The sequence below is a fragment of the Trujillonella endophytica genome, from assembly GCF_900110555.1.
GTDB lineage: Bacteria > Actinomycetota > Actinomycetes > Mycobacteriales > Geodermatophilaceae > Trujillonella > Trujillonella endophytica.
In genome coordinates this window covers 49,803-63,345 of record NZ_FOEE01000009.1, presented here as the reverse complement: position 1 = coordinate 63,345, position 13,543 = coordinate 49,803, and the positions used below count along the sequence as shown (strand labels likewise).

12 protein-coding genes are annotated in these 13,543 nt (G+C 72.2%); 7 read left to right on the top strand and 5 right to left on the bottom strand.

Annotated elements, in window-relative coordinates; genetic code table 11:
• Nucleotides 1–99: 99 nt before the first annotated feature.
• Nucleotides 100–693, top strand: coding sequence for a TetR family transcriptional regulator (locus BMY88_RS14875; RefSeq protein WP_170861124.1), 594 nt, complete (start codon nucleotides 100–102; stop codon nucleotides 691–693).
• Nucleotides 694–806: 113 nt separating this feature from the next.
• Here BMY88_RS14875 and BMY88_RS14870 read toward each other — a convergent pair whose 3' ends face one another.
• Both BMY88_RS14870 and BMY88_RS14865 read right to left on the bottom strand, forming a co-directional pair.
• Nucleotides 807–2,189, bottom strand: coding sequence for a cytochrome P450 (locus BMY88_RS14870; RefSeq protein WP_091944940.1), 1,383 nt, complete (start codon nucleotides 2,187–2,189; stop codon nucleotides 807–809).
• 32 nt (nucleotides 2,190–2,221) lie between these two features.
• On the bottom strand, nucleotides 2,222–2,413 hold the full coding sequence (locus BMY88_RS14865; RefSeq protein ID WP_091944937.1) for a ferredoxin: 192 nt from the start codon (nucleotides 2,411–2,413) through the stop codon (nucleotides 2,222–2,224).
• Between the two features lie 344 nt (nucleotides 2,414–2,757).
• Between BMY88_RS14865 and BMY88_RS14860 the strand changes: the two genes are divergently transcribed.
• From BMY88_RS14860 to BMY88_RS14835, 6 genes are all read left to right on the top strand, one after another.
• Complete coding sequence (locus tag BMY88_RS14860) at nucleotides 2,758–4,035, top strand: amidohydrolase family protein (protein ID WP_211435671.1); 1,278 nt, start codon at nucleotides 2,758–2,760, stop codon at nucleotides 4,033–4,035.
• 353 nt (nucleotides 4,036–4,388) lie between these two features.
• The gene (locus BMY88_RS14855; RefSeq protein ID WP_091944934.1) at nucleotides 4,389–5,042 is read left to right on the top strand and encodes a carboxymuconolactone decarboxylase family protein; all 654 of its coding nucleotides are present in this window, start codon (nucleotides 4,389–4,391) and stop codon (nucleotides 5,040–5,042) included.
• 79 nt (nucleotides 5,043–5,121) lie between these two features.
• Nucleotides 5,122–6,396, top strand: a complete 1,275-nt coding sequence (locus BMY88_RS14850; protein WP_091944931.1) for a cytochrome P450 — start codon at nucleotides 5,122–5,124, stop codon at nucleotides 6,394–6,396.
• A gap of 23 nt (nucleotides 6,397–6,419) precedes the next feature.
• Nucleotides 6,420–6,623 carry a ferredoxin gene (locus tag BMY88_RS14845; protein WP_091944928.1) on the top strand — a complete coding sequence of 68 codons (204 nt, stop codon included), beginning with the start codon at nucleotides 6,420–6,422 and terminating at the stop codon, nucleotides 6,621–6,623.
• A gap of 230 nt (nucleotides 6,624–6,853) precedes the next feature.
• Complete coding sequence (locus BMY88_RS14840; protein ID WP_091944925.1) at nucleotides 6,854–8,494, top strand: FAD-dependent oxidoreductase; 1,641 nt, start codon at nucleotides 6,854–6,856, stop codon at nucleotides 8,492–8,494.
• A gap of 91 nt (nucleotides 8,495–8,585) precedes the next feature.
• Complete coding sequence (locus BMY88_RS14835) at nucleotides 8,586–10,463, top strand: flavin-containing monooxygenase (RefSeq protein WP_091944921.1); 1,878 nt, start codon at nucleotides 8,586–8,588, stop codon at nucleotides 10,461–10,463.
• Nucleotides 10,464–10,514: 51 nt separating this feature from the next.
• On the opposite strand, the gene BMY88_RS14830 is transcribed toward BMY88_RS14835, so the two are convergent.
• The 3 genes from BMY88_RS14830 to BMY88_RS14820 are packed head-to-tail and all read right to left on the bottom strand — an operon-like array spanning nucleotide 10,515 to nucleotide 13,390.
• Nucleotides 10,515–11,294, bottom strand: coding sequence for an enoyl-CoA hydratase/isomerase family protein (locus BMY88_RS14830; RefSeq protein WP_091944917.1), 780 nt, complete (start codon nucleotides 11,292–11,294; stop codon nucleotides 10,515–10,517).
• Nucleotides 11,291–12,589, bottom strand: a complete 1,299-nt coding sequence (locus BMY88_RS14825) for an NAD(P)H-dependent amine dehydrogenase family protein (RefSeq protein ID WP_139220488.1) — start codon at nucleotides 12,587–12,589, stop codon at nucleotides 11,291–11,293. The genes BMY88_RS14830 and BMY88_RS14825 overlap by 4 nt, the downstream gene beginning before the upstream one ends.
• 60 nt (nucleotides 12,590–12,649) lie before the next feature.
• Nucleotides 12,650–13,390, bottom strand: a complete 741-nt coding sequence (locus BMY88_RS14820) for an SDR family NAD(P)-dependent oxidoreductase (protein WP_091944914.1) — start codon at nucleotides 13,388–13,390, stop codon at nucleotides 12,650–12,652.
• Nucleotides 13,391–13,543: the final 153 nt, after the last annotated feature.

Here is a 13,543-nt window from a genome sequence, read left to right as displayed (position 1 = left end):
TGGGGCAGGCGCGCACCGCGCCTGCCCCACCGGCGTCGGCTGGTGCCGTTCCCCGGGGCCGTGGCGTGCCGGTCGGTCCGCCGACTGGATGATGGCCCGGTGAGCGCGCCTGAGCCGGTCGTCCCCGTCCGCGAGCGGATGCGCCGGGAGACCTGGCTGGCCATCCGCGAGGCGGCGTACCGGCTGATCGCCGAGCGCGGCTTCGACGCGGTGAGCGTCGAGGACATCGCCGCCGCGGCGGGCGTCTCCCGCGCGACGTTCTTCAACTACTTCGCGAGCAAGCCGGCCGTGATCCAGGACCCCGCGCCGGGGGACCGGGAGGCCTGGTCGAGGCTGTTCGACCGGCCGGCGGACGAGGAGCTGTGGGACTCCCTCGTCGCGATCCTGGTCGACTTCGCCGCGCTCTCCGCGGACCAGGCGCTCGCGGTCCGGCTGCTCTACGAGCGGTCACCGGAGCTGCACGCCCACTCGGCCGGTCACACGCACCCGTTCTACGTGGACCTGCGGGAGTTCGTCCGCGACCGGGCCGCGCCGGGCGCCGAGCCGGAGGCTGCGCTCCTGCTGGACATCGCGCTGTCGGTCTCCGGCACCGCGCACGTGCAGTGGCGGCCCGACCCCGCGCGGCCCTTCGCGGCTGCGCTGGCCGAGGTGTTCGACCGCCTCACGGTGCGGATCGCCCCACCGACGTCCTAGCGGCCGGGCGGCTCGACCGACGTCGTCCGACGCGCTGCTCCTGATCGTGGGCTGCGCCGGTGCCCGGCCCACGGAAGCGGTCCGCGGGCCGGGCACCGGCGCCCGGAGGGTGATCAGTCGGTGAGGCGGGCCTGCTTGCGGGCGGTGACCGGCTCGGCCAGCCGCTGCTCGTCGACGATCCGCTGGAGGCCGGCCACGGTCTCCGTCACACCGGGGCCGAGGCGCTTGCCCGGGGTGAAGGTGGCCGGCAGGTGCTTCATCCCGTTGATCGTGCCGGTGGTGTCGTAGTGCACCGCGCCGGCCGGGTCGCAGACGAAGTCCGGCATCCGGTCGAGGGCGCCCTTGAGCATCGTCTTGAACGTCGCGCGGGCGACGTTGGAGCCGATGCACCGGTGGATGCCCAGGCCGAAGCTCGAGTGCCGGTTGCCCTTGCGGTCGAGCTTGATCTCGTGCGGGTCCTCGAAGAGGCCCGGATCGCGGTTGGACGTCGCCCAGCCGACCCAGAGCCGCTCGCCCTCCTTGAACTGCTTGCCGTCGATCTCGACGTCCGCGGAGAACGTCCGGCCGTCGCCGGGGGCGGGGGTGTAGTAGCGGAGGAACTCCTCGGTGGCACTGTCGCGGAGCTCCTCCCACTCCCGGACCAGCCGCTCCCGCTGGTCGGGGTTCTCCGACAGCCACTCCAGGGCGTGCGCCGTCAGCGCCGTCGTGGTGTCGAACCCGCCGCCGATGAGGAGCGTGACCTGGGACAGCACCTCCATGTCGTCGGGGCTGTGACCGCTGATGTCGGCCTTGATGAGCCCGTCGATGAGGCCCGGCCGGGGGTCGGTCCGCAGCTGGGCGATGCTCTGCATCGCCCGCATGCCCATCTGGTTCTGCAGCTCGCGGACCCGGACGATCTCCGGCGAGTCCGGATGGGTGTAGACGGTCGCGTGCGACGGCTCGCAGTAGACGACCCAGTCCTCGAGCGGCAGGCCCAGCATCGCCATGGTCAGCACCGCGGGCACGATGTTCGCCAGGTCGTCGACGAAGTCGATCCGGCCCGACTCGATGTGATCGTCCAGGCAGGCCCGCACGAGCTCGTCCATGACGGGCTGCCACCGTGCCACCGCCGCGGGGGACAGGTAGGGGTTCATGACGTTGCGGTAGTACCGCTGCTCCGGCGGGTCCATCTCGAGGATCCCGCCGCGGACGACCCGCTGCTCCCGCGGGGGCGGAGGGATCTGGATGCCGTCGTAGCCGTTGCGCTCGAAGTGGATGTCGTTGTCGTTGGAGAGGACGTCCGCGCGGCGGACGATGTCGAAGACCTCCTTGTTCCCCGTGACCATCCAGTAGCCGCCGTAGGTCTCGTTCCAGGCGATGGGGGCGTTCGCCGGGAGATCGTCGGACAGCGTGCGGAACTCCGTGCGCCACACCGTGCTGTGCCGGTCGACGTCGATCCGCGGCTGCCGGCGCGCGTCGTCCCCTGCGGGGGCGGGGTTGACCTGGTCGATGCTCATGGCTGTCTCCAACTCTGTCGGTCGTCGGGCGCTCAGGACAGGACGACGGCCTGCTCGGGGCAGGTCCGTGCCGCCTCGCGGGCGGCCGCCTCACGGTTCGGCGGGACGTCCCCGCCGACAGCGGACGCGTGACCGTCCTCGTCGCTCAGGACGAAGAGGTCGGGCGCGGTCATCGCGCACAGCGTGTGTCCCTGGCAGACGTTCGAGTCGACGCTGACCTTCACGGGGGAGCTCCTCACGCTCTGGGGTACGGCGGTGGGTGTCCGGACGACGACCGGGAACGGCCGCGGGGGAGCGGAGGGCGCACGCCGTCGGCAGGCCGACGACGGGGAAGCGGTCCGCCGGTGTGTTCCAGGTCTCCGGATTCGGGGAGCATGCCAGAACATCGTTCTGGAAATCCAGAGCGCACGGTGAAAGAGTCCGGACGGGCTGGAGCCGCCGGCGGCCGGGAGTGCACCCCGCGTCGCCCTGGCGTGCTGCCTTTCGACCCTTGCCGGGCCCGGTGACCTGCATTACCTTGGCCATGCAGATGTCGCCCAGAGGTGTGCAAATAGCGAGAGGGAACTCCGTGGCTTTCAAGGAATTCGTCGTGTCGGGGGACGCGCACATCATCGAGCCCGCCGACCTGTTCAAGACCCGGCTGCCCGTCCACCTGCGCGAGCGCGCGCTGTGGGAGGAGGAGTTCACCCTCGACGAGCCGATCGTCCCCGGCGGTCACACCGAGTTCAAGAAGCTGCACACCATTGGCTTCGACGGCTGGACGATCTCCAAGTACCGCCAGAAGGGCGGCCCCACGCCCGACGGCGAGCCCGAGCACATCCTGCGCGACATGGACATCGACGGCGTCGACGCGGCGGTGATGTTCCCCAACCTCTCGCTGTTCGTGCTGTTCACCGACGACCACGAGCTGTCGATGGCGCACGCCCGCGTCTACAACGACTGGGTCGCCGAGCGCTACCTGCCCTACAGCAACCGCATGGTCCCGACGGCGGCCATCCCGCTCACGCACATCCCCGATGCGGTCGCCGAGATCGAGCGTGCGGCGCGGCTGGGCTTCCGGGCCGTCCTGCTGCCCGAGGTTCCGCCCATGCCCTACTGGTCGCGCGAGTACGACCCGGTCTGGGCGGCGGCCCAGGCGCACGGACTGCCCGTCTTCTTCCACGTCGCCACCGGCGGCGTGAAGGTGGACGAGGGGCAGTCCCAGACCGCGAGCACCGTCAAGGGTCTGATGATGGCCGTCAACATGGGCAAGGGTCAGCTGACCGACCAGATGGCGACCCAGCGCACGCGGGGCGGTGGCAACACCGGCGCGGCCAGCCCGCAGAACATCATCGCCGCCCTGATCAGCAGCGGCGCGTGCGAGCGCTTCCCGAACCTGCACTTCAACCTGGTCGAGTTCAGCGCCGGCTGGCTGGTCTCCTACATGGGCTTCATGGACCGGGCCTGGCGCAAGGGCACCGGCCAGGACGAGAACTGGTGGCTCGGCTTCTGGGACGACTCCCGCCCGCCGACCGACCAGCCCACGATGGGTCGCCTGTTCAACATCAACACCAAGTGGCCGCTGCCGCTCAAGCCCAGCGAGTACGTGCAGCGCCAGATCCACGTGCAGTTCGCCGACGACCCGACGGCGGTGAAGGCCCGCCACATCACCGGGCTGTCGACGATCATGTGGGGTAACGACTACCCGCATGCCGAGGGGACCTTCCGCGAGAGCGCCGCGGCCATCGAGGAGAACTTCGAGGGCGTGCCCGACGAGGACCGCGCCGCCATCCTCGGCGGCACCCTCGCCGCCGTCGTCGGCCTCGACACGAGCAAGAAGCTGGCCCCGGAGCCGCAGCCGGTCTGATCCGACCGCATCCCCGCCACGGCGGGGGAGAACCGCCCCGGACCGAGGGAGTCCTCCCGGTCCGGGGCGGTTCGCCATGTCCGGGGGCCGTGGCCGGGCCCGGTCCGCCACCGCCCCGGGGGCGGGTGGATGGCGGCACCGGCGCGTCGGCGGGGGCGGGCGGGCGGCGCCTTGACGGTGCCCGGCCCGTCTGCGAGATTGTTTTGGACCAACCGGTCGGTACTGAAAAGCCGCCCCGTCGACAGCCCCGCTGTCCGGGGGCGCACATCGACGTAGATGTGGGGCGAGGTCGTGGCAGCTCGGACGAGCGCATCAGGCCCGGCGGGCGACCGCCGGGGCAGAGGGAGGGGCGCGTGAGCGACGGCCGTATCCCCCCGCTCCCGGCGGAGGAGTGGGACGCCGACGTGCTCGACGCCCTGTCGGTCCTGCGGCCGCCGCGCAAGCCGCGGCCGCCGGCGGAGAACGGCGCGCCCGCCGAGCCGGCTCCGCCGGACTCCGCGCCGCCGCGGGAGTCGACGCCGGCCCGGCGGGGAGCCGGGACGTCCAACCTCATCGGCGTGCTCAGCCATCACCCGGCGCTGATGAAGAGCTGGTTCGTGTTCAACAACCACCTCTTCCGGTCGACACTGACCGATCGCGTCCGCGAGATGATCACCGTCCGGACGGCGTGGCTGCGCCGTAGCGAGTACGAGTGGGCCCAGCACGTGCGCATGGCACGGACGGCGGGGATGAGCGACGACGAGATCGCCGCCCTGGACGTCGGCCCCGACGCGCCGCTCTGGGGCAGCGTCGACGCCCTCGTCCTCCGCGCCGTCGACCAGCTGTGCGAGAACCGCCGCATCGGCGACGACGTCTGGGCGGCCCTGTGCGAGCACTTCGACCGGCGGCAGATGATGGACATCGTCTTCACCGTCGCCGCCTACGACGCGCTGGGAATGGCCCTCGAGAACTTCGACGTCGAGCTCGACGCCGGGGCCGAGGGCTTCCCGGCCGAGCGCATCCCATGACCCGCGCCGGAGCACCGGGGACCGCTCCGACCGTCCTTCCCACCCCACAGACCCGGAACTGCCTGACTGGAGCCGACGCATGACCGACGTGAGCTCGATCGACCACTTCACCGACAAGGCCACGGCGCTCGACCCGTACCCCTACTACGACATCCTGGTCCGCCAGGCGCCGGTGTTCGTCGACCAGCGGCACGGCTGCGCCATCGTCACGGGGTTCGAGGAGGCGCTCACCGTCTGGCGGGACACGGACACCTTCTCCTCGGCCAACCTCGTCATGGGGCCCTCCTCGCCGTTCCCGGCCGACGTCGAGGTCGCCGGCGACGACATCACCGCGCTCGTGGAGCGGTACCGCGACTCCTGGCCGCAGGGGGACCAGCTCGTCACGTTCGACCCGCCCAAGCACACGGCGCACCGGGCGCTGCTGATGGGGCTCATCACCCCGAAGCGGTTGCAGCAGAACGAGGAGTTCATCTGGCGGCAGACCGACCGCCAGCTCGACGTGATCCTCCCCCGGGGCGGGTGCGAGTACATCGACGACTACGCCCAGCCGTACACGCTGCTGATCATCGCCGACCTGCTCGGGGTCCCCGAGTCCGACCACGCCCACCTGCTGGAGCTGGCCGGGATGGGGCAGAACTCGCTGGGCGACGGTGACCTGCACGAGCGGTCGGCCCACCACTCGCTCGCCCCCCTCTACGACTACTTCGTCGAGCGGATCGAGGAGCGCCGCCGGGAGCCGCGCGAGGACGTGCTGACCGGCATGGCCACCGCGACCTTCCCCGACGGCACCCTGCCGGAGCCGCTGGAGGTCGCGCGCATCGCGTCCAACCTCTTCGCCGCCGGCCAGGAGACGACCGTCCGCCTGCTGGGCACGGCCCTCCAGATCATCGGCGACGACCCGGAGCTGCAGAAGGCACTGCGTGCCGACCGGGCGCTGATCCCCCGGTTCCTCGAGGAGGTGCTCCGCACCGAGGGGCCGATCAAGGGCGCCTTCCGCCTGGTCCGCAAGACGACGACCCTCGGTGGCGTGGAGCTCAAGGCCGGCATGCGGATCCTGCTGCTGCACGGGGCGGCCAACCGCGATCCTCGCCAGTTCGAGGACCCGATGGAGTTCCGCCCCGACCGTCCCAACGTCCGCCGGCACGTGGCGTTCGGGCACGGCGTGCACACCTGCCCGGGGGCGCCGCTGGCCCGCTCGGAGGTACGGATCTCGATCGAGCGGCTGTTCGACCGGACGACGGACATCGCCGTCTCGGAGTCCCACCACGGCCCGGCCGGCGCCCGTCGCTACCAGTACATGCCGACGTACATGTTCCGTGGCCTGATGAACCTGCACCTCCAGTTCACCCAGTGACGACGTCAGCGAGGAATGGCACCGTGGCCCTCGACATCCGCGTGAACCGCGACCTGTGCATGGGGTCGGGTCAGTGCACCATCTACGCGCCGAAGACCTTTGCCCAGGACGAGTCGACGATCGCGTTCGTCCTCGACCCGGACGGCGGCACGGAGGAAGAGGTCCGGGACGCGATCTCGGCGTGCCCGACCGGGGCCCTGAGCCTGGCCGGCGAGGACGACGACTGAGCTCCGTGCCCCGATCCGGCCGGTGGTCGGATCGGGGCACGGAAGCCGGCCGGGACCGCGGCACCCCCGGGCCCCTTGCGGGCGGCGGAGCCCCTGCCTAGTCTCCCTGTAGCTATCTACGAACAGTGCTGTGCAACATGTGAACGATGCCGGGATGGCGGAGCGAGCCCGATGACGGGCCCGACGGCACTCTCTCGACGTCGCGAATCCCCAGAGTGGTGAGGCGTGCGATGCGACAGACCTACGACGTGGTGGTCCTCGGATCAGGAGCGGCGGGGCTGACCGCGGCGCTCGCCGCGGCGGTGGAGGGCGGCACCGTCGCCCTGTACGAGAAGGCCGAGCTGCTCGGGGGGACGACCGCCCTCTCCGGCGGGACCATCTGGTTCCCCAACAACCAGCCGGCGCGCGCGGCCGGTGTCGAGGACTCCCGCGAGCGGGGCCTGGAGTACCTGGCCAGCCTGTCGAACGGGCTGATCCTCCCCGAGCTCGCCGAGGCGCTGGTCGATGGCGGGCCGCAGTTCGTCGACTTCCTCGAGGCGAACACCGAGCTCCGGCTGCGATTGGTCGAGGGCTATCCCGACTACCACCCCGAGCACCCGGGCGGCATGCCCGGCGGGGGCCGGTCGATCGAGCCGGACTTCTTCTCCTTCGTGGGCATGGAGGAGTGGGTCGACCGCATCGCCGGCGACGTGCGCCGGATGCTGATCGCCGAGTCCCCCCTGGGCGGCGGCACCGGGTTCCTGACCCCCGAGGTGCTCGCCGAGCGCGAGGAGGCGCGGATCGAGGGCCTGGGCCGGGCCCTCGTGGGTGGCCTGCTGCGCGCCTGCCTGGAGCGCGGCGTCCATGTCGCGACCGGCAGCCGGGGCCTGCGGCTGCTCACCGACGGCGGCGCCGTCACCGGCGTCGAGATCGAGACGGCCGACGGCGCGCAGGAGGTGCACGCCGGCGCGGTGGTCCTCGCCACGGGCGGCTTCGAGTACGACCGCGCCCTGGTCCGCGACTTCCTGCGCGGGCCGCTCACCGAGCCGTTCGGTGCGCCGACCGACTCCGGCGACGGTCTGCGCATGGCGATGCGCCTGGGCGCTCAGCTGGGCAACATGCGCGAGGCCTGGTGGTCGCCGATCGTGCTGTACCCCGGCACGCGCCGGGACGGCGGACCCAACGGCCTGCTCGCCTCGCGGGAGCGGGCCCTGCCCGGCGCCATCATGGTCAACCGCTACGGCCGCCGGTTCGCCAACGAGGCCGCGAACTACAACGCCATCGGCGGCGCCTTCCACCGGTTGGACGAGTCCAAGCTCGACTACCTCAACGTCCCGGCCTACATGGTGTTCGACCGATCCACCGTCGACCGGTTCGGCGTCTTCGGGCTCCCGCCGGGCGGCGAGCTGCCGGACTGGGTGACCCGCGCCGGAACGCTCGAGGAGCTGGCCGGGGCGCTCGGTGTGCCGGCGGACGAGCTCCGGGCGACGGTCGAGCGGTTCAACGAGCACGCCCGCGCCGGCGTCGACCCGGACTTCGGCCGGGGCGAGAGCGCCTTCGACCGCTTCCCCGGCGGCCGGATGGGCGACCCCGAGTCGCCGTTCGCGACGCTCGGGCCGGTGGAGACCGGCCCCTTCTACGCCGTGGAGGTGGCGATCTCCGCGCTGGGCACCAAGGGCGGTCCGCGGACCGACCGCGAGGGGCGCGTCCTCGACGTGGACGGCGACGTCATCCGCGGCCTGTACGCGGCCGGCAATGCCATGGCGAGCCCGGCCGGCATGGTCTACGGCGGCGCCGGGGCGACGCTCGCGGTAGCGGGCGTGTGGGGCCTCTACGCCGGGCGGGCGGCGGTCCGCGACCGCGCGGCCGTGGCGCCGGCAGGCACCCCGTGACCCCTCCCGCCAGACCCTGCGACTGCCCCGCCCCGACGGCGGGCGCCGCTCCCCGAACCGAGACCGAGAACCCGTCCGGAGGACACCGATCGTGACCGACACCCTGCAGGAGACCACCCAGGGCGCCCCCGCGCCGGCCGCATCTACCGAAGCCGCGGCGACGGTCGCCGCCGAGTGGCTCGCGGCCTTCGCGGACGCACTCGAGCGGGGCTCGGCGCCCGACCTCGAGGTCCTGTTCGTCGAGGACGCCTCCTGGCGCGACTTCATGGCCTTCACCTGGGACTTCAGCCACAAGATCGGCCGTGACGAGCTGGTGCCGCGCCTGTTGGAGCTGGCGAAGGCCGCGGATGCCCGCGGGTTCACGCTGAACACCGACCAGCCGCCCTTCGAGTTCAACGGCGAGGTCGCCGCCTTCTTCGACTTCACCACCAGGGACCGGCTCGACCGGGGGCACGTCCGGCTGAGCACGGCGACGGGGCGTCCGCTGGCGACGGTGTTCCAGTCCCAGGTGGACGGGCTGCAGGGGCATCCCGAGCGGATCCGGCACCACCGTCCGATCGGCAAGGTGCACGGCACCGTTCCCAACCGCACGCGCTGGAGCGCCGACCGGCGCAAGGAGCTGGCGTTCGAGGACTCCGACCCGGCGGTGCTGGTGCTCGGCGCCGGGCACAACGGGCTGTCGATCGCCGCGCGGCTGCAGGCGCTGGACGTGCCCACGCTGGTCATCGACCGGGAGGCCCGGGTCGGGGACACCTGGCGCAAGCGCTACGCCTCGCTCGCGCTGCACAGCAGCGTGTACGGCGACCACCTGCCCTACCTGCCGCTGCCGCCCACCTGGACCGAGCACACGCCCAAGGACAAGTTCGCCGACTTCCTCGAGTCCTACGTGACGCTGCTGGACCTGAACGTCTGGACCTCGACCACGTTCGTCAACGCGCACTACGACGAGGTGGCGCAGCGGTGGACGGTCCGTGTCCGCCGGGAGGACGGGTCGATCCGCGAGCTGCACCCGCGGCACTTCGTCGTCGCCGCCGGCCTGTACGGCAACCCCAGGATTCCGGCGATCAAGGGGCTGGAGACCTTCACCGGCGTGTACACGCACTCCGACGCGTTCCAGGACGGCGACCGCTTCCCGGGCAAGACCGCCCTCGTCATCGGGGCCGGCGTGAGCGGCCACGAGATCGCCCACGACCTCGCCGAGCACGGCACCGACGTGACCATGCTGCAGCGCAGCTCCACCTACGTCGTGGACTTTCCGACCTACCACAAGATCTGGGCCGGGCTGTTCCACGAGGACACCACCGTGCCCCCGGACTACGCCGACCAGATGGCCTACGCGCTCCCGAACGCGCTGTCGGACGAGCTGCAGAAGAAGCTGGTGAAGCTGGCAGCCAAGGAGGACCAGGAGCTACTCGACGCGCTCGTGGCCCGCGGCTTCAAGCTGGACTGGGGCGCCGACGGCGGGGGGATCTACGGCTCCATCGCGGTCGGCAAGGACAGCTACCACATCAACATCGGTGCGGCCCAGCTGATCGCGGAGGGGAAGATCGGCCTCAAGCAGGGCGTGGAGCTCGTCGAGATCAAGGACGGGCGGACCGGCGTCTTCAGCGACGGGTCCGAGATGCAGCTCGACCTCATCGTCTTCGCCACGGGCTACGACTGGCTGTGGGCGTCCATCCGGCCCACCCTCGGCACGGCGGCGGCGAGGATCGACAAGGCCTACGGACGCGCGGCGGACGGCGAGTACGCGAACACCTGGCGCCGGTCGGCCCAGCCCGGGCTCTGGTTCGGCACCGGGTTCATCCGGATGGCGCGGTACTACTCGAAGTTCATGGCGCTGCAGATCAAGGCCATCGAGTCGGGTATCGAGCCCATGGACCCGAGCGGGGACCCGGCCTGGGCCGCGAGCGCCGGCTTCACGCCGCACGACCGCGCGGACTCCGACGCCGCGACGCCGGCCCTGGGCTGAGCCGGCCCGGGACGTCCGCACCGATCGGTGCGGACGTCCCGGGGACGGCGATCAGGCCGGCAGGTCCGGGGGAACCCAGGCCGGCGGGCGCTTCTCCATGAAGGCCCGCATCCCCTCGCGCGGCTCGGGCGACTCCTCGAGCGCGGCGAACATCGTGGGGTAGTCGATGGGCCGGTAGTGCTCGTTGAGCATCCGCTTGGTCTGGGCCCGTGCCCCGGGGGCGGTCCGCAGGACCTCGGCGGCGGCTGACAGTGCGGCCTCCCGCAGCCCGTCGTGCGGGACGACGCGGGAGATGATCCCGAGCCGCTGGGCCTCGGCCGCGTCGAGGCGCCGCGCCGAGAGCAGCAGATCGCGGGCGACGGCCACGCCGACGTGCGCGGGCAGCGTCGCGGCGAACGTGGCGTCCACGATCCCGCGCAGCAGTTCCGGCGCGCGGAAGGTGGCCCGATCGCTGGCGACGGCGATGTCGGCCATCATCGCGATGAGCAGGCCGCCGCCCTGGCAGATTCCGTTGACCGCGGCGATCACCGGCGCCCGGCTGTCGCGGACGGCCAGGAAGGGCAGCGTGTCCGGCCCCAGCGCCGCCACGGGCTGCTCACCGGCGTCCGACCCCCCGCCCAGGTCGCCGCCGGGAGCGAAGACGTCGCCGGTCCCCGTGATGACGAGGGCGGCCAGGTCGGGGTCGCCGTTGACCAGGTACACCGCCCGCTTGATGCCGTAGTACATGGCCGACGTGAGGGCGTTGCGCGCCGCGGGGCGGTCGATCACGCACCAGGCGATCGGTCCCTCGCGCTCCAGCCTCAGGAACGGCGTCCCCAGGTCGTCGCTCACGACCGTGCCAGGTCCCCGGCGTCGTCCTCACCGACGACCCGCCCGGTCTCGACGGGGAGGAAGTTCGGATCGTGGCTGGGCGTGCCCACCAGCCCCGCGGCGTCCTCGGCGTCGTGCTCGTGGGCGGCGTTCGCCGCGGTCTCCCCGGCCATCCGGTCGGCCTCCATCGGGAGGAAGTTCGGGTCCTGGGCGCCCGCGGTCACCAGCCCGGAGAGCTCCGCCGCCTCGGCGTCGCTGATCGGCGGGTCCCCGAGCCGCGCGACCACCTGCGGCAGGTCCATGCTGGTCCGGATCCCCGGTGCGGCGGCGCGCACCGCCGCGATGGCGTTGACGGCGCGGTGGGCGGTGTAGCCGGGGGAGTACTCGGCCATCCGCTCCAGCGGGACGGCGAACTCGAGCCGGACGTCGAGCGGGGTGTCGCCGGCCACCTGGACCCGCCAGCCGGTGGCCTGCATGTCCCAGTCGGCGTCGATGTCGGTCGTGACGATCCAGTTGGCCCGGAACCGGATCAGCTCGACGCCGTTGCGCATCCCGGAGATGACGGTGCGCTGACCGGCGACGGTGCCCGCGGGGACCGGCCCGGCGGCGATCTGCACGTCCCGCGTGGCGAGCGCGAGCTCCTCGGTGGCCTCGACGGCGTCCAGCGGCAGACCGAGGGCCTCGGCGGTCACGCGCAGGGAGGGGCCGAAGGCGGCCGCGAGGTGCGCGGCCCGCTTCCTGCCCAGCTCCTCCGGCCGCTTTCCGAAGCCCATGATGTCGAAGACCAGGCCGGGTGAGTTCCGCCGGGAGAGGTCGGCGTACTCGTCGATGGAGAGGTGGTCGAGCCGGCGCGCGATCGACGTCAGCACCAGGGGGATGGCCTCGGTGATGAAGCCGGGACTGCTCCCCGTGGCGTGGATCGAGGTGCCGCCCTCCGCGCAGGCCCGCTCGACGCGGGCGCGCACGTCCGGGTCCAGGCTCGCCGGGTGGTGGAACTCCCCGCGCGTGGTGACGACGTCCAGGCCGGCCGCGAGCAGCCGGCAGACCTCGTCGAAGTCGCACCGCAACGGCATGTACAGCGCCACGTCGGCGTCCAGGGCCACGATCGCGTCCGCGTCACCGGTGGCCAGCACGCCCGTCGTGACGCCGGTGCCCGCGAGCGTGCCGGCGTCCCGGCCCACCTTGTCCGGGTTCGTGACGTAGACGCCCGCGAGCTCCAGCTCGGGGTGCTCGATCACGGCGCGCAGGGCGCGCGAGCCGATGTTGCCGGTCGCCCACTGGACCACGCGGATCGGTCGGGGGGTGCTCTCGTCCATGTCTCTCCTCGCTTCGTTGCGCTGACTGACGACGGGGAGGCCCCCCGGATGTGCTCGAGCTCAGACCAGGTACCGGCCGCCGTTGGGGCTGAGCGTCTGGCCGGTCACGTAGCCGGCCTCCTCCGAGGCCAGGTACGCCACGGCGTGCGCGACGTCCTCCGGGGTGCCGGCCCGCTTCATCGGCATCATCTTGGCGACGGCGGCGACGTCGCCGAGCGTCTCCCGGGTGAGCGGGGTGTCGATGAAGCCCGGCGGCACGTGGTTGACGGTGATGCCCTTGGCGACGTACTCCATCGCCAGCGCCTTGGTCAGTCCGATCACCCCGCCCTTGGACGACACGTAGTGCGCCATGTTGGGCGATCCGGTCTGGGCGGACGAGGACGAGATGTTGACGATGCGTCCCCAGCCGGCCTCGAGCATGTCGGGGACGAGCGCCTGGGTGACGAGGAAGGGGCCCTTCAGATTGATCCGGATCACCCGGTCCCAGGCGTCCTCGGCCAGCTCGGTGAACCGTGCGGTCTCGTTGATCCCGGCGTTGTTCACGAGCACGGTGACCGGGCCCAGCTCGGCACGCGTCCGCTCGGCGGCGGCGCGGACGGAGGACGCCTCGGCGGCGTCGCCGCCGACGGCGACGGCGGTTCCGCCGGCCGCGCGGATCTCGGCGGCGGCCTCCTCGGCCCCGGCGAGGTCGAGGTCCCAGACCGCGACCGCGGCACCGTGCCGGGCGAGCACGAGGGCGATCGCCCGTCCGATGCCGCGCGCGCCGCCGGTGACGACCGCGACCTTTCCGTTCAGCGACATGTCCGCTCCTCGTCTGTAGGGATATCGGGGGCCGGCCGCGCGATCCCCGGTGCGGACGGGAACGCGCGTCGCCGCCCCTCGGGGTGGCCGGAGGGCTGGGCGATCGAGCGGTCAGCTGAAATTAGAACAAGCGGTCGGTACAGGCAACGTCCG